The sequence below is a fragment of the Marinomonas sp. NPDC078689 genome, assembly GCF_044542435.1.
Classification (GTDB): Bacteria; Pseudomonadota; Gammaproteobacteria; order Pseudomonadales; family Marinomonadaceae; genus Marinomonas; species Marinomonas arenicola.
The window spans coordinates 72,669-88,663 of the sequence record NZ_JBITUJ010000007.1 but is presented as its reverse complement, the minus strand read 5'-3'; the positions used below and the strand labels follow the sequence as shown (position 1 = coordinate 88,663).

15 protein-coding genes are annotated in these 15,995 nt (G+C 47.0%); 6 read left to right on the top strand and 9 right to left on the bottom strand.

From position 1 onward, the window contains the following. Positions 1-117: 117 nt before the first annotated feature. A complete protein-coding gene (locus ACIGBN_RS12345; protein ID WP_396665761.1) occupies positions 118-1,011 on the bottom strand; it encodes a helix-turn-helix domain-containing protein in 894 nt (297 codons plus the stop codon). 296 nt (positions 1,012-1,307) lie between these two features. Here ACIGBN_RS12345 and pobA point away from each other — a divergent pair, with 296 nt between their 5' ends. The 4 genes from pobA to ACIGBN_RS12325 all read left to right on the top strand — a co-directional run bounded on the left by pobA (position 1,308) and on the right by ACIGBN_RS12325 (position 5,665). Continuing rightward, positions 1,308-2,525 carry a 4-hydroxybenzoate 3-monooxygenase gene (gene pobA, locus ACIGBN_RS12340; protein WP_396665759.1) on the top strand — a complete coding sequence of 406 codons (1,218 nt, stop codon included), beginning with the start codon at positions 1,308-1,310 and terminating at the stop codon, positions 2,523-2,525. Positions 2,526-2,799: 274 nt separating this feature from the next. Then, positions 2,800-3,825: a TRAP transporter substrate-binding protein gene (locus ACIGBN_RS12335; protein ID WP_396665757.1), complete on the top strand. Its 1,026-nt coding sequence runs from the start codon at positions 2,800-2,802 to the stop codon at positions 3,823-3,825. A gap of 44 nt (positions 3,826-3,869) precedes the next feature. Next, entirely contained in the window at positions 3,870-4,379 is a 510-nt protein-coding gene (locus ACIGBN_RS12330) for a TRAP transporter small permease (protein ID WP_396665755.1), read from the top strand. After that, positions 4,376-5,665, top strand: coding sequence for a TRAP transporter large permease (locus tag ACIGBN_RS12325; RefSeq protein ID WP_396665753.1), 1,290 nt, complete (start codon positions 4,376-4,378; stop codon positions 5,663-5,665). The genes ACIGBN_RS12330 and ACIGBN_RS12325 overlap by 4 nt, the downstream gene beginning before the upstream one ends. A gap of 114 nt (positions 5,666-5,779) precedes the next feature. Here the strand turns inward: ACIGBN_RS12325 and ACIGBN_RS12320 are convergent, their stop codons facing one another. The 8 genes from ACIGBN_RS12320 to ACIGBN_RS12285 all read right to left on the bottom strand — a co-directional run bounded on the left by ACIGBN_RS12320 (position 5,780) and on the right by ACIGBN_RS12285 (position 12,733). Then, positions 5,780-6,823 (bottom strand): LPP20 family lipoprotein, encoded by a 1,044-nt coding sequence (locus ACIGBN_RS12320; protein WP_396665751.1) that lies wholly within the window; start codon positions 6,821-6,823, stop codon positions 5,780-5,782. 2 nt (positions 6,824-6,825) lie between these two features. Next, the gene (locus tag ACIGBN_RS12315; RefSeq protein ID WP_133002537.1) at positions 6,826-7,428 is read right to left on the bottom strand and encodes a penicillin-binding protein activator LpoB; all 603 of its coding nucleotides are present in this window, start codon (positions 7,426-7,428) and stop codon (positions 6,826-6,828) included. Positions 7,429-7,481: 53 nt separating this feature from the next. Further along, complete coding sequence (locus ACIGBN_RS12310; protein ID WP_396665749.1) at positions 7,482-9,239, bottom strand: hypothetical protein; 1,758 nt, start codon at positions 9,237-9,239, stop codon at positions 7,482-7,484. A 236-nt stretch (positions 9,240-9,475) separates the two neighbouring features. Next, positions 9,476-9,955 carry a protein-export chaperone SecB gene (secB, locus tag ACIGBN_RS12305; RefSeq protein WP_396665747.1) on the bottom strand — a complete coding sequence of 160 codons (480 nt, stop codon included), beginning with the start codon at positions 9,953-9,955 and terminating at the stop codon, positions 9,476-9,478. A gap of 94 nt (positions 9,956-10,049) precedes the next feature. Further along, the gene (gene grxC / locus ACIGBN_RS12300; protein ID WP_133002539.1) at positions 10,050-10,304 is read right to left on the bottom strand and encodes a glutaredoxin 3; all 255 of its coding nucleotides are present in this window, start codon (positions 10,302-10,304) and stop codon (positions 10,050-10,052) included. 11 nt (positions 10,305-10,315) lie between these two features. Beyond that, positions 10,316-10,738: a rhodanese-like domain-containing protein gene (locus tag ACIGBN_RS12295; protein WP_243711954.1), complete on the bottom strand. Its 423-nt coding sequence runs from the start codon at positions 10,736-10,738 to the stop codon at positions 10,316-10,318. 224 nt (positions 10,739-10,962) lie between these two features. Beyond that, positions 10,963-11,766: a DUF1338 domain-containing protein gene (locus ACIGBN_RS12290; RefSeq protein WP_396665744.1), complete on the bottom strand. Its 804-nt coding sequence runs from the start codon at positions 11,764-11,766 to the stop codon at positions 10,963-10,965. An 85-nt stretch (positions 11,767-11,851) separates the two neighbouring features. Then, complete coding sequence (locus tag ACIGBN_RS12285) at positions 11,852-12,733, bottom strand: LysR family transcriptional regulator (protein ID WP_133002541.1); 882 nt, start codon at positions 12,731-12,733, stop codon at positions 11,852-11,854. Between the two features lie 192 nt (positions 12,734-12,925). Between ACIGBN_RS12285 and ACIGBN_RS12280 the strand changes: the two genes are divergently transcribed. Both ACIGBN_RS12280 and ACIGBN_RS12275 read left to right on the top strand, forming a co-directional pair. Then, positions 12,926-14,470: an aldehyde dehydrogenase family protein gene (locus tag ACIGBN_RS12280; protein ID WP_396665742.1), complete on the top strand. Its 1,545-nt coding sequence runs from the start codon at positions 12,926-12,928 to the stop codon at positions 14,468-14,470. Between the two features lie 135 nt (positions 14,471-14,605). Beyond that, a complete protein-coding gene (locus ACIGBN_RS12275; protein ID WP_396665740.1) occupies positions 14,606-15,877 on the top strand; it encodes an NAD(P)/FAD-dependent oxidoreductase in 1,272 nt (423 codons plus the stop codon). The last annotated feature ends 118 nt before the right edge of the window (positions 15,878-15,995 follow it).

Sequence of the window (15,995 nt, the reverse complement as noted above, 5' to 3'; positions counted from 1 at the left end):
ACGCTTTTTATAGTAGCGAATGGATGAATCTTGAACAAACGATCAATTTTCAGCTAATAGTTGAGAAAAACTAACCGTTAACGCAACAACCCTCTACATAGGGTGATTTTTACTGTGTTATTGAATCGGCTGCTGGCTGGCCGCACGGAACCTTCCTGGAGGATAGCCTGTGTTCTTTTTGAAAAAACGCGAGAAATAGGCCGGGTCTTTGAAGCCTAGATTATAAGCAATTTCTTCAATGGATTGGCCGGTGTACAGAAGTTGCCGCTTGGCTTCTAAGAGCAACCTCCCATGGATTAAGTCATGGATGCTCTGTTGCAGAACCGCTTTACTGGCGCGATTCAAACGGCTAATAGAGGAACCTAATGCCTGCGCGTATTGATCACTGCTCCAATGCTCTTTGTAGTGCTGCTCGATGAGGGTTTTTAGTGCCTGCATCTGACGGTCTTGCGTCGACATGACCGCATGTTGTTCACCACTTAGGCGTTGCTGACGCCTCAATTGCAGAAGAATGGCATTGATTAAGTAATGACACATCAATCCACGGCCTTCTCGCGAGTATTGCAGTTCTTTTTCCAGTTGCTCAATCAGCGGCCAAAGCTCTCCCAGCATGGATGGCTGCCCGTTAAAGGGGATGTAGCCTGGCTGATTCAATAAGGGTTTGATAATTTGTTCGGCTTCTTTGCCGATGCGGTCGATCACAGGCACGGCAATGGTAATGACTCGACCATCAGTGTCGGGAGCAAATTGAAAACTATGAACCACCCCCGTAGGCACAATAATGGCCCAGCTGCCGAGTAAGTGTTGCTGCTGTTCATCCATTTGAATATTGGCGCTGCCCGATTTAAGAATCAAAATCTGAAACAACTGGGCATGGCGATGGGCTTTGATTTTCCAATCCAAATGACTGCTGCGAGATTCTATCGCTTCTATATGAAAAAAATCAGGGTCATCAATCCAATTAGATTCGCCGTATAAACCAAAGTGAGGAATGCTGTTGTTTGTCATCATGTTTTTATTATTTTTCCAAAAGGTGCAATAAAGAGAAAACCAAAGCGTGTGCTCTTTATGATTACTTTTTATTGAATATCTCTGTTTTTACTTAAAAATAGCCACAAAAGCACGCCTTTTCTATGGTTTTTGTCGAAATATAGATTTCTTAAATAAATCTATAGATGATCGAAAAGTACAATTTTTTGATCATAATGTGCCTAACGGAAGGGCTTTTAATTCGCCACTATAAACTCACTTTATGGCGAGCAATGATCTCGCTAAAGAAAAAAAATAAAAGCATAAGGTGAGAAAAAATGAGAACACAAGTCGCTATTATCGGTGCAGGTCCGGCAGGATTATTGTTAGGCCAGTTGCTGGCCAAACAAGGAATAGACAATGTCATTATTGAGCGCGCTTCAGGGGATTACGTTTTAGGGCGTATCCGTGCCGGTGTTCTTGAGCAAGGTATGATGGACTTATTGCGTGAAGCGGGTGTGAATGAGCGCATGGATAAAGAAGGTGAAATTCACAGCGGCTTTGAATTGGCCTTTAATAATAAGCGTGTGCACATTGATCTAGCCGAACTCACCGGCGGTGATACCGTGATGGTGTATGGTCAAACCGAAGTGACACGGGATTTGATGCAAGCTCGTGCCGCCGCCGGATTAACGACCCATTACGAATCTAGCAATGTGCTTTTGCACGACGTGAAAACCGACTCGCCTTATGTGACCTTTGAGCAAGACGGGCAATTGCAGCGCTTAGATTGTGACTACATAGCCGGTTGCGATGGTTTTCATGGTGTTTCTCGTCAAACTATTCCCCTAAGTGTTCGCACTGAGTATGAACGGGTTTATCCGTTTGGTTGGTTAGGGCTACTAGCCGATACACCACCGGTTAACCATGAATTGATTTACTGCAAAACAGATCGAGGTTTTGCCCTCGCCAGTATGCGTTCGCCAACCCGTTCCCGTTATTACTTACAGGTGCCTTTAACCGACAAAGCGGAGAACTGGAGCGATGATGATTTTTGGGAAGAGTTGAAAAAACGTTTACCAGACGATGTGTCTAGTCAGTTGGTCACAGGGCCAAGTATTGAGAAAAGCATCGCCCCACTGCGCTCTTTTGTTTGTGAGCCAATGCAATACGGTCAATTGTTTCTCGTCGGCGACGCCGCGCATATTGTGCCGCCAACAGGGGCAAAAGGGCTGAACTTGGCGGCGTCTGATGTTGCAACCTTATACAAGGTGTTGACCCGAGTGTATCAACATAAGGATACCGCCTGTATTTCTCAGTATTCTGATATTTGTTTGCGTCGAGTGTGGAATGGCGAGCGTTTCTCTTGGTGGATGACGAATATGATGCACGATTTTGGTGATGTATCGGTCAATGGCGCAGACGCCGCAACCTTTGAAAAATTCATGAGTTCTGAGTTGAATTTCTATACGGGAACAGAAGAAGGGCGCCGAGTGATTGCTATGCAATATGTCGGCTTGCCTTATGAGCCTATTTTACCAAGTGAAAATCATTAGGTTAAACAAAAAATGAAAGAGGTTGATTATAAAGTATGAAATTGCAATTTCTTAAAAAGTCTTATAAATCATTGGGTTTATAAAATATTTTTATTTTATTTTTGAGGGGAAGGAAAACACCTCCTTCAAAAATAAGATTTTGCTATTCATTTTTCCAATAGATAAAACTCAGAATCAATTACCTTTTTAAGGATTTGCTTGTTAGCTTTTAAAGAGAATACTGCAAAGGATCGCAGCACAATATAATAAATATAATGATACTTCGGAGTCGAACATGAGAAAAATAATAAAGCAGACAGCTGTCGCAGCCGTAGCCGTTTCCGCCATTGCTCAAGTACACGCATCCGCTGAATACACTTTGCGTTTCAGTCACTTTTTCCCAGAGGTTTCTGGGCAAAGTAAAGAGCTGTTCCATGTGTGGGCAAAATCGGTAGAAGAAGAATCTAATGGGCGCATAGACGTTCAAATCTACCCTTCCGGCACCTTGGCGAAAGCCACAGGCCAATACGATGCGGTGAAAAACAGCATTGCTGATGTGGCCGTTGCTATTCAGGGTTACACCGCCAACCGTTTCCCTCTTACACAAATTGTTGAGCTGCCAGGGGTGGCGAAAGACGCTGCGCAAGGCTCTTGCATCGTCGAAAGCTTATACGATGAAGGTTTGATTGCGAAAGAGTATCGCCAAACCAAGCCTCTGTTTATGTTTACCCATGGGCCTGGTGTGCTGCACACCACAGACAAAGAAATTAAAACCCCAGAAGATTTAGCGGGCTTACGCATTCGTCGTCCGACTTCTGTGGTCGCGAAACTATTAGAAGGACTTGGTGCTCAGCCTGTTGGTATGCCTGCGCCAGACGCTTATCAATCCACTCAGCGCGGTGTGATTGATGGGGTTGCCTTGCCATGGGAAGGGCAATATACCTTCCGACTTAACGAGTTAACCAAATACCACACAGAAGTGGGTGGCCTTTATACCTTGGCCTTCGTGATGACAATGAACAAGTCCTTCTATAACCGCCTTCCTGCCGATCTTAAAAAGGTCATCGATAACAACTCAGGCATGAAATGGTCTGAAAAAGCCGCGAAGGTATTTGATGAGCTGGATGCGAAAGGACGTGCCCAAGCCATTGAAATGGGTGACACGATAGACATCATCAAAGATGGTGCAGAAAACCCATTGTGGAAACCTGTGCTGTATCAAGCCACCGAAGATTACTTAAAAGAGCTGCAAAAGAAAGGCTTACCCTCTTATAAGGTCTACGCTCGCGCTATCGAACTATCACAAACCGCGTGTAAATAAGCGATGATGAAGACTGTTTTTACAGCGTTATCTGGGGACTTTTCATGAAAGCAGTAACCTGTTTTATAGTGCGAATCACCCATTTTATGCATCTAATTGGCGGCTTCTTTTTAGTCGCCATGATGTTTGTAACCTTAGTGGATGTTGCTACTCGCGGAATCTTTACCCTTACCGATGGCGCGCTGGATTGGACTTTTACCGGTGGCATAGAGCTGGTTAAGTACAGCTTGTTGTTTACGGTATTGTTTATTTTGCCGCACTCGGTCAGCCGATCACAGGTGATTGTTGACCTGTTTACAGACGGTTTTAAAGCCAGAACAAAGGTCATGTTTGAAGCGTTTTATAGTGTTTGCTTTGGCCTATTTGGGGCGGCGATGGCATATAGTTTTTACCTACACATTGAAGACGCCGCGATGAGTTATGAAACCACTCAAGACCTGATGATCCCATTAACCTACTTTTACTCAGTGGCCACATTCGCAACCGTGATGCTGGCTGTTTCTGCGTTTGTCTACGCGTTCGATTTATTAATTTGTGGGAAGGCAGAATCATGAGTACCTCAATGATAGGTTTAGTTTGCATCGCGTTCATGATGCTATTAATTGTGCTGCGAGCGCCCATTGCGTTAACGATGGCGCTGATCGGCTTTGGTGGTTTTACCTGGATTGTGGCGTTTGATCCTGCGGTGTCTATTTTGGCAAACGGACCCTTTGAGACTCTGTCGAACTACAGTTTCAGTCCTATTCCTATGTTTATTTTGATGGGGGTATTTGCCTCAAAAGCCGGCATGTCACAGGCGCTCTTCCAAGGCGCTAAAACCATGTTTGGCAGCTGGCGTGGTGGCATGGCATTGGCGGCCGTGACCTCCTGCGGCATCTTTTCTGCGATTTCAGGTTCTTCTTTGGCGACGGCGGCAAGCATGTCTCGTGTGGCCTTGCCTGAAATGGAGAAAAACGGTTATGCACCGACGCTGGCCAGTGGTGTGTTAGCGGCAGGCGGTACTTTAGGGGTGATGATTCCACCGTCGATTGCGCTCTTGTTGTATGCCTTGATCACTGAGCAATCGGTGGGCGATATGTTTATCGCAGGCATAGTGCCAGGCCTCATGGGCTTGGTGATGTACGGCCTTACTGTGGCTGTGGTGGTGACGCTTTTTCCGAAGAGTGCGAACCCTGGTGAAGCGACGACGTTAAAGCAGAAAATCATTGGCTTGAAAGGCTTGTTGCCTTTCTCTGCTGTGTTCTTGTTTATTATCGGCGGTATTTACACCGGTTGGTTTACGCCAACTGAAGCCGCTGCTGTGGGTGCGGGTGCGACCTTGGTTATTGCCTTGGCCAGAGGGATGCGCTTCCAGCAATTTCAAGAAGCCGTGAGCGAAACCTTGGTGATGTCTGCGATGATCTTTTTTATGATCATAGGCGCGGAAATATTTGGTTATTTCTTATCGGTATCGCGTATTTCTTTCTCCTTGGTGGAGTATGTCGGCAGCTTAAACCTGAGCCCATACATGGTGTTATTGTGTGTGCTTGTTTTGTTTATGTTGCTGGGCTGTGTGATGGACAGTATTGCCATGCTGTTGCTGACTGTTCCTGTGGTTTATCCCCTGATTGAAGCCGCGGGCTTTGACCCTATTTGGTTTGGTATTGTGGCTGTGATTACCGTTGAGCTGGGGCTGATAACGCCACCGGTTGGCATGAATGTCTTCGTGATTAAATCAGTGGCGCCGCATATTAGTCTGGGAGACATGTACAAGGGCGTGGTGCCGTTTGTGATCTCTGACTTATTGCGCTTGGCCTTGATTGTCGCCTTCCCTGTGATTGCTGTGGGCTTGGTGCATTAACTGACAAATCGAGTTGAGCAAATAAACAAAAGCGGCCTCTGTGGATAACAGAGGCCGCTTTTTTACCCTTACTAATTGGCGAAAAGCTGCCGTCTGGCCATGATACCCAGACGTTTATTTCTGGCTGGTCAGCCAGCTAAATAACGTGCTGATGGCTTGTTGCGACCAATCTTCAGCGGCTTTGTTTTCTGCGCTTTGCTGGTTTTTATCTATTCCACGAGCACTCAGATTCCAAGATGCCAAGTGGCCATTGTCAGGCCCAATAAGGGACAAGGTGCCTTCTTGGAACACATAATAGCGCCCACTTTGTGTCTGACTATGGCTGGAGGTTTTAGAGGATAAGCGAAACACACCACCTTGTTTTGCAACCAACCCATATTTGGACAATTCACTTGCCAATAAATGACCTTGCTCGGTGGCAGAAATATCAAAACCAAACTGGCTTAGTGCTTGATTGAGTTGACGCTCCGTGGCTTGTAAGCCTTTGTCTGCACGACCGCTTAACCCATTTTGAGTCGAATAGAGACTGAGCTCATCCTGATAGGTTTTACGTTGGGCGAATAGGCGAATCAACCCCATGTAAGTGCGCCAGTCTTTTACGGCTGCCGTTTGCTCAGGGGTGGTGCTTAACCTAGCCGCCGCGCTGCGAATCTGGTCGTCGGTGTCGCTTAGCATAGCGGTTAATTTTGCGATGATGCGTTGGCGATCAATGGACTGCAAAACATAGACGTAATCGGCGCCTGCGAAACGTTGCTCATTGACGGTTTGTTCTAGTTCAATGGGCGCGGTTTTGACTTGGGTGTACGCGCTTTGTATCCGCACGACTTGCTCGTGTTGCCCTGAGGTCGACGACACCTGAGTGTCTTGGGTATTAACCTGACTCACTTGGGTACGCAGCTGTTGGGCAATCTGTGCATTGCCGTTTTGCTCTGCTTGTGAGAACGCCAACGCGAGATTATCGATGCGTGGCGCACTGCCAACACCATATAGGTGAGAGCGATCACTGGGCGGAGACAAGACCCAATCAGGCACATCGGATGAGTCTGTCTTGACCAGGCTGTCGCCGCTCAATGCGCTGATACAGCCGGTTAAGCTGGCGAGACTAAAGGACGCGACGAGCAGCCAGCTAAAAGATCGAAACAAGGAGGCTTTGTTCATCGTTAGAAGAAACCACCTTTAGTCGCCAGCTTTTTGATTTTCTTCTGACCATTCCATACTTCTCGGTTGGTTGTCATGTCGATCAGTTTTAAATCCACTTGATAAAAGGTCACTCGCTCGTCACCGTTCGAATCGACGATGGAGTTGATGGTGCCAGACAAAGCAAAGCCGGCACCCTGTTCAAGGCCGAATTTCGCCACAGTATCAGGAGCGGCATTCATTTCTTGATCGCTTCTTTCGGTACGAATGTCTTCACGTTCTTCGCCAGACACCACAAAGTCCACTTTACCCGCGCGTAACAGGCTGCGTTTGATGTCATTCACAAAGGTATCCACAGGGATATGTTCTGAGCTTTTGTTGCGAATGGTCTGAATAATGACGGTTGGATTGCCTTTTTTCGAGAAGTTGTAATCTCGGTACCAAGGGAAACTCAACATGTCATTGATCATGGCATCGGCGACCAATTTAGAATCGATGTCGTTCCAGCGATCAGAAACCGCCACTTCTTTGTCCGTGTCGATTCGTTTAACACTACCCGAGCAGGCTACTAAGGTAACGGCGAGCAGTATCACAATTAAATGTTTCCATTGAGCTAATAGGCGCATGATCAGAGTCCTTATTTACTTACCTAAAATTTTAGGTGTTTAGAGTCGTCAGTTTAGTTTGGGTTACGTAAGTTCCACACTTTTATTTCATTGGGTTTTAACACAATTTTCCCCAATGAAAAATGTTGCTTGTCTACCGAGTAAGTTGGCTCGTAAGGGCGAGCTGGTATTGCTTTACGAGTTAAACGCACTTGCGCAGGCAAGGTGAGCCAGTTGCGCGTGTCGGCAGCCGAAGAGGCGAACACAGACACTTGGCCGATCAAGCTGAGGATCAAGCTGGCGGTATCATCTTTGACACTTCGCGCCACCCGATCAGCGAGCCAACTGCGTAATAATTCACGAACCAAGCCTTCGTATATGTCGCGCTGTGCTTCAAACAGCTGTTCTTGAAAGGCGATATCCGCCAGGGATGTCATGCGGATGGTTTGGCTCGCCGGCTCGGTTTTATCTGTACTTTTGTCAGAGTTTTGGTCTGTACTTTTGTCTGTACTTTTACCAGTACTGTTGGCCGTGTCTTTATCTGTGCCGCTGGCGTTTAATGCCAATATAGGGGTTTGGTGGTCGAGTGTAAAACGTGTGTAATAGGGCACGGTGACGCGAATAAACTGCTGGGTTAGTAGCGTGTCTAAATGGGCTTGTTCGAGTTGTTTCCACACCGCCGGACCGATAATGACGCGCTTGGTGAAGACACCACTGACGGCGCCCCAAGCGCCACCCGCTTTGTAATTGGCGATCAAGTTAAGCGGATTAATGTCTGAATACACCATGGTAAACCAGCGAAAAGCATCGTTTTGTTGCTGGTGGCTGCCGCCGATTACAGGCTGTAATACCAAGGAATAGGCATTCGGGTCGGCGTACAGACGCAGCGACATTTCGCTTTTGTCTGGAATAAAGCCTTCGTGTTCGAGAATGACGAGCTCTGCGTCGTCTTTTTTGTAGCTGTCCAGTACGGTTTGCATCGGCAAAGAGAGTTTGCTTTTGATGAGTTTATTTATTTCATCTTGGCTCCAGCCTCCGCCCTTACGCATCATACGTATGGTGTCTAGCCAGGCGCGTTCTGCGGTCATATCAGACAGGCTATATTGTTTGGCGTAACCTGCTTCGTAGAGCTTGGCGGCGTCTTGATAGCTGATACGAGCGTCGTCGTATTGTTTGCTGATCTCATATTGCAGACCTTCTAAATAACGCGCCCAAGCGTCATCGCGATAGGCGTATTCTTCGGTGCTGCGACCGCCATTATAGAAGTTACCCAGCCAGCTGAGCGCTTTCATATAAAAGGCTTGGTCTTGTTTCGCGTTTAAATCTTGGTAGCTGGGTTTCTGTGCTTGAATCTCATTGAGTTTATTGTCGATGCGGCGGGCTTCTACCAGAGCGGAGTCCCGTAGTTTGTCGCGTTGCTCACGATTAGTGGCTTGTTCTGATAAGGCTAAGTAATTGAGAGACTTAAGATAACTGATGTAGATTCGTTCTAAGCCACTGCCATGGTAATTTTCTTGTCTTGGGTTGCTTAAGAGTGCCCAAGCGCGATTTTTGAAGCTCTTTTGGAAGAAGGTATCGCTAAGCTCATCGGCTTGTTCCAGCAAGGCGTTACTGCGCTGATAATCCCCTTGATTCTGCGCCAATGCGCCCGTTTCAAGGAAATAGAGTAACTGGTCATGGGGGCTGTCGTGCAACGCTTTGGTGAGTTGGTTTTCCGCGTTTTTCCAATCGCCTTGTTTGGCCAGGGTTAAGCCTTGGTCTATTTCCTGTTTATAGGTCGCGCAACCCGTCAATAGGGTGAACGTTACGCAAATAATAGCCCACTTCAACATTAATGCCCTTTGCCTAGAAATTGGTTAATAAAAAGAACGCCAATCAATGCCATGCAGGCTAAGTAAAGTAAAAGCCAGCGAGCTTTAAGGCAATATGGACAAGGCTTTTTCTTTTTTTTCGTCATGATGGGTAAACGCCAAGTTAATGGTTACTGTTGGAGCGCATCTAACGACTACTATGCCACAAAAAAGGAGGCACAGGGCCTCCTTTTATAAGCAAAAAACGTGCACACGGGTTATTGTGTTGTGGCTGCTTCAGCTTGTTGTTTCTGAAGATTTTCTAAGTAAAGCGCATCAAAGTTGATTGGCGCTAGCATCACGGCAGGGAAACTGCCTTTAACAATGGTCGCATCAACATTTTCACGTGCATAAGGGAACAATGTTGCTGGACAGAAAGCGCCTAATGCGTGGTGTAATTGCAGATCGTCTAGACCGGCAATGACAAACAATCCACCTTGTTGAACTTGCACAAGGTAAGCAGGTTCATTGGCATTTTTCACATTCAAAGTGATATCTAACACGACTTCATAAACGCTTTCACCCACTTGGCGACTGCGAGTGTTCAATTCCATGGCCACTTCAGGTTGCCATTCTTCTTGGAAAACCATTGGAGAGCGTGGAGATTCAAAAGAAATGTCTTTTAGAAATACGCGTTGTAAAGAAAGCTGAGGACCTTGTTCTTCTTGGTTTACTGCCGCTTCGTTATTATCAGCCATTATTATTCCTTTTTCTTATGAAGAGTGTTCCGATTTACTGTCCTAGACAGCGATATCGTTGTTATTTTTCCGGATGCTATTTTTGCCGCTTTATTTAGTGAGCAAGCAAGGCATCCAGTTTTTGTTCACGTTCTAACGCAAACAAGTCGTCACAACCGCCAACGTGTTGTTCACCGATCCAAATCTGAGGAACCGTATGACGACCACTTTTTTCCATCATTTCTTGGCGTTTTTTAGGTTGTCCATCCACACGAATTTCATCGTATGCGACGTTTTTTGTGCTAAGTAACTGCTTTGCTCGAGTGCAAAACGGGCAGTAGTCACTAGAGTAAATGGTTACTGTTGCCATAATAGTCTCTCTTATTTCTTCACTAGAGGAAGGTTAGATGACTGCCATTCAGCGATGCCGCCTTGAAGTTTGAAGACTTTACTAAAGCCTGCTTTTTTCAACTCTTTCGAGCTAGGGCCAGAATGAATGCCAGATTTACATACTACAATAATAGGGGCATCTTTGTGTTTCTCAAGCTTGCCTAGACTGCTTTTGATCTTAGTCGCAGGGATGTTTAAAGAGCCGGTGATAAAGCCAGTTTTAAATTCCTTTTCTGGACGAATATCAAGAATCACAGCGTCTTCTGTGTTCATAAGAGTCGTTGCCGCAGAAGGGGTTAATCCTTGTGGGCCACCTTTTGTTTCAGAGAAAATTAATGTGGCTAGGACAGCTAAAAATACCGCGACCATTTCCCAGTGGTTAGTCGCAAATTCAATAATTTGATTCATCATCATAACGGTAAGACCTGTAAAAAAACTGCCAGCATTATACACGGCCAGCTTAGCGGGTACATACTCCTTATCAGAGGATGTGGATTCTCAGAAAAAGATTTCTTCAGAACGGGCAAAACAGACCAAAAAGCCAGCCGACTATTTCGCCGCTCGCGTGACAGAATCCTGCTGTCACTGAACGAAAAGTCGGCTGGCGTTTGGAACATCGCCTGTTTTATAAAAAGGCGTTAGTTGCTGTTAGTTGAGTCGAATATTTTATCCGCATTGCCTTCAATAAAGCTGTCGAATAAGACGCCATCTGGTGTCTTATGACGACGCGCGAACTCATAGAAGCAACTTGGGATGGTGCTGGTTTTGGCGTCTGAAAAAGTGTATTCGATCTTGTCGGCCATAGTGGAAGACTGTTCGAGGTAGACACTTGGTGAGCCTTTTACTAAACCGCCGACTTCATTTAGGCGATAGCCTTGGTCTAACAGTAATTGGTTCACCTGTTCGATGCTGGTAAAGCCTTCTAACAGATTAATGCTCACCGTAAAGTGATTCGCTTGTAACCCCATAGTGGATAGCCAGGCTGCGTATTCACTGTGTTCGGTGAGTGTTTGATAGTCGTCGAATGACAATGGCTGCCATAAGGTACCGGACCAAAATACGGCTGGCGACTGAACAGCGTCTGCCGGAATTTGTTTGATCATGGTCTGGATGATGGCTTGGCAATTGTCAGGGAGCTCGTCCACCAGTAGTTCTGACAAAAAGATCTTAGGCAATTCGTCATGCTCTGGGTGTTTGTAACAGCGCGCCACTAGGTGTTTATTCTCAAAGCGAAAAACACCGTAAGCTTGGTAGCCCATGCTGATCAGCTGAGGCTCTAATTTTGCCAACGAAACCGGTGAGTTAGCGAAGGTGCGAAACGCAACATGGTCATTAAGAAAGCTTTCTCCATGGCTTTTAAACAAAGCTTGGATACGGTTAGCTTGAGGAGTCACCTTAATGTACTGCTGCCATAGAGAGTCGAAAAATTCTGATGCTTGCATAACTTACCTCTAAAAATAGGATGACGGTTGATAACGACTTTACTGGATGCGTTGACCCACCGACAAAGGGTAAAAACGCACTTAGTCATGCAAAAAAATTATGCGGGTCTCGGTGCTTCGGGGCTTTTTTGCTAAATAAGCTGCTTTTGGTCATTAAAATAGTGTTGATCACATACGCAGGAAAACTGTGTTCTTTGCTGTGAGCAAGGCCGACTACTCGTTTCAGCGCAATGTCATTTAACGTGCGTAATACTATGTCGCCACGGCCGCGTGATGAGTGTTCTGGGATCAGTGAAATGCCTAAGCCTGCGGCCACCAGATCGAGTGCGTATTCTTCGGTTTTCACTTGTGCGCGAACATCGGTGGTGAGCCCTTGCTTTTGCATAATGAAGTTCCAAGATTCCAAAATATCGCAGGGTGTGCGTGAGACAAAAGGTTGTTTGTCGATCTGCTTGATAGAAAGCGAGGTGTAATCGGCCAACCAATAGCCAACCGGCATAGCAATGACGTAATCGTCTTCCCAAAGTGGGTAAAACACATCGTCTTCGTTTATGTAGTTGCTGCAGGTAAAGCGTAAGTCGGCACTTTCAGAGGCGTCAACCAAGCTTAATGTCAGCCCCGGAATGTCATCGAGCATGGTTTTAATGACTTGGCTGATTAAGGTGCCAGATAAAAAAGGCGCCAAAGAAATGGACAGCGCCAGAGGTTTGGCACTGTGGCGGAACATGTCTTTGAGATTGCTGAATTCATTCACCATACGACAAGCGTGAGGGTAGAGCTGTGTGCCACTGTCTGTGGGCGCCACTCCCTTAGAGTGACGAACAAACAGCTTGGTGTCTAAATCCTCTTCCAGTTGCGCTAAGGTGGCCGAAATAGACGGCTGAGCAATAAAGCAGCGTTTTGCTGCTGCGCTTAAGCTGCGTTCTTCAAAAACTGCAATGAAGTACCTAAGTGATCGAACGTCCATAAAGAGAGCCTCAGAAGCCTGTGTTTTACTGAGTATGGAGCAGGCTATAGGTAAAAACTAGACCTCCCTCAGGAAAACGGTATTTCTCATCATTGACTAAGCTGAGTAAGGTGTTGGAAAGACTTGAGCGCGGCAAATTGACCATCAGCGCTTTCTCTATTTGTCATTTCACCAAGATTACAGAGGTTCAGAATGTCATTAACTTGCTTAGAAACATTGGGTGTTAATCAACTAAAACAGGGCGATACTTTCTACAGTGTGTTGACCGGTAATACACGAGCCTTGGGTGACGGCAGTGAATTTTCTGCGCACAGCCCCATTGACGGCGCGCGCTTGTCACAATTCAACAATGCCACACCAGCACAGTTAGAAGGCGTCAGTGCAGAACTAAGAGACGCCTTTAGCGTATTGCGAACCATTCCAGCGCCACGTCGTGGTGAGTTGGTGCGTCGTATTGGTGAAGAAGCTCGTAAATACAAAGAAGAGCTGGCTCAAGTCATTTCATTAGAAGCGGGCAAGATTGTTCCTGAAGCCTTGGGTGAAGTTCAAGAATGGATCGATGTTTGTGACTTTGCGGTCGGTCAATCTCGTATGTTGCATGGTTTGTCGATTGTTTCTGAACGTCCAGGGCATCGAATGATGGAGCAATGGCAACCACTAGGCCCTGTTGCGGTGATTACGGCGTTTAATTTCCCGATGGCCGTGTGGGCGTGGAATACCATGCTTGGGTTGGTTTGTGGTGACCCTGTGTTATTAAAACCGTCTGAAAAGGCGCCTTTGTGTGCCTTGGCCATGTATCAAATCGCGCAGAATGTATTGGCGGATATGCCAGACATTCCAAAAGCGGCGGTGTCTGTGATGATAGGTGGTCGAGATTTAGGGGAGGCCATTGCCGCTAGCAATACTTTCCCACTCGTGTCGGCGACAGGGTCAACGGCCATGGGTCGAGCAGTGGCGACGACTGTGGCTGGTCGTTTAGGGCGCTCTTTACTAGAACTTGGTGGCAATAATGCCATGATAGTGTCGGATTCCGCCGATTTGGATCTAGCCTTGCGGGCGATTGTGTTTTCCGCCGCGGGTACTGCGGGACAACGTTGCACAACCTTACGTCGCCTTATTACTCATACCTCTGTGGTAGATAGCGTGGTAGCACGTTTGGCGAAATCTTATACCTCATTACCGATTGGTAACCCATTAGAAGAAGGCACTTTAGTCGGGCCCTTGGTGGATGAAGGCAGCTTTGCACGCATGCAAGCGGCGTTAGAAACCGCGAAACAACAAGGTGGAGAAATCATTTGTGGCGGACAACGCGTAACGGATGGCGTGCCAGCGGGTGGTTTTTATGTGGCACCCGCCATTGTACGAATCGCTCACGACGCCCCTATTGTTCACGAAGAAACCTTTGCGCCTATTTTGTACGTGCTAACGTACAGTGATTTCGAAGAAGCGATTGAAATTCAAAATGAAGTGCCACAAGGCTTATCTTCTGCGGTCTTCACCGAACGTTTACGTGAAGCGGAATTGTTTATGTCGCCAGCAGGCTCAGATTGCGGTATTGCTAACGTTAATATTGGCACCTCTGGCGCTGAAATCGGTGGTGCATTTGGTGGCGAAAAAGACACCGGCGGTGGTCGTGAGTCTGGTTCGGATGCGTGGAGAAACTACATGCGTCGCACCACCAATACGATTAACTATGGTGGCGATCTGCCATTGGCTCAAGGCATTGTTTTTGAGTAAGGCTAGGTTGCGAGCATAGTGCAATACGCGGCGAGTTTGGCTCGCCGTTTATTGTGAGCCTTACCCAAGTAAGGTGTGTTGTTTATTCATCCATCCATTTCTAAGGCCGTTGTCGTCGGCTTTAAGGTCGTGAGTATGCTGGAATCTGTGTGTGATTCTTTGTGGCGGGCCAGTGCACCAGAAGGCCCTAAATTAGCGCCTTTAGAAGGGCGTCACGAGGTGCAGGTGGCGATTGTTGGTGGCGGTTTTACTGGTTTATCCGCGGCGCTTCACCTTGCTCAGTTAGGCTTGTCTGTTGCGGTTATTGAAGCGCAAGAAATTGGTTTTGGTGGTTCTGGCCGTAATGTGGGCTTGGTGAATGCTGGGGTTTGGCTGGAGCCAGATCAACTGGATAAAACCATAGGCGCGGACGCGGGACGAACCTTATATAACACCTTAGCAGACGCCCCCGAGTTGGTGTTTAGCTTGATCGAAAAGTATCAAATCCAATGCGAAGCGGTACGCCATGGTACTTTGCATGCGGGCGTGGGCAAACCTGGTTTGGCGCAATTACAGCGCCGTTGTGAACAAATGCAAATGCGCGGTGCGCCCGTGCAATTGCTGGACACCGCAGAAGCCCAAGCGCGCATTGGTTCAAGCAAGTTTAATTCTGCATTGTTCGACCCTAGGGCCGGCACGATTCAGCCATTAGCCTACGCTCGTGGGTTGGCAAAGGCGGCCCTAAAAGAGGGGGCTTTGTTGTTTGATCACTCTCCCGTCAGCAGCGTGCAACCTTCGTCAGAGGGCTGGATTGTGAATACGCCAGATGGTGAAGTTCACGCCCAAAAAGTCGTCCTGGCGACCAATGCGTACAGCGAACATGGGGTAAAGGAGCAAGCGCGTAAATTTGTGCCCATCTTTTACAGCCAGTTAGCCAGCCAACCGTTAACGCCCGCTCAGCTAGCGCAGATTTTACCGAACGGTGAAGGGGTATGGGACACCTGTACTGTGATGAGTTCTTTTCGGCTTGACCAGCAAGGGCGTTTGATTTTTGGTGGTATGGGCGGAGAAGGCGGTGCCTTATCTAATTGGGCGTCTCAACGAGTGTTTGAGTTGTTTCCGTTTTTGAATAAGGTGGAATGGGCGTATTCGTGGAGTGGCAAAATTGCCTACAGTGAGGATCATCTGCCCCATTGTCAGCAATTACAGCGCGGGCTGTTCAGTGTTGCAGGGTACAGCGGTCGTGGTATTGGCCCGGGCACCATGATGGGGAAAGAGCTGGCGGAGTGGTTTGCAGGGAAACGAGACGCTTTGTCTGTGCCCACTACCATGCTGCGCGATATTCCATTACGGGAGTTGAAACGTCTATTTTACGAAGTGGGCGCACACACTTATCACCTAGGCCAAAAAACACATGCTTTTGATTAGCTTAATCGGATGATTTGACAATAAAAATGAAGGAATGCGCAATTTTAGGGCATTCCTTTGTATGCCTAATAAGCTTAAGGTAGAGTATATTTTTATCCCTCTATCACCTTAGAATGAA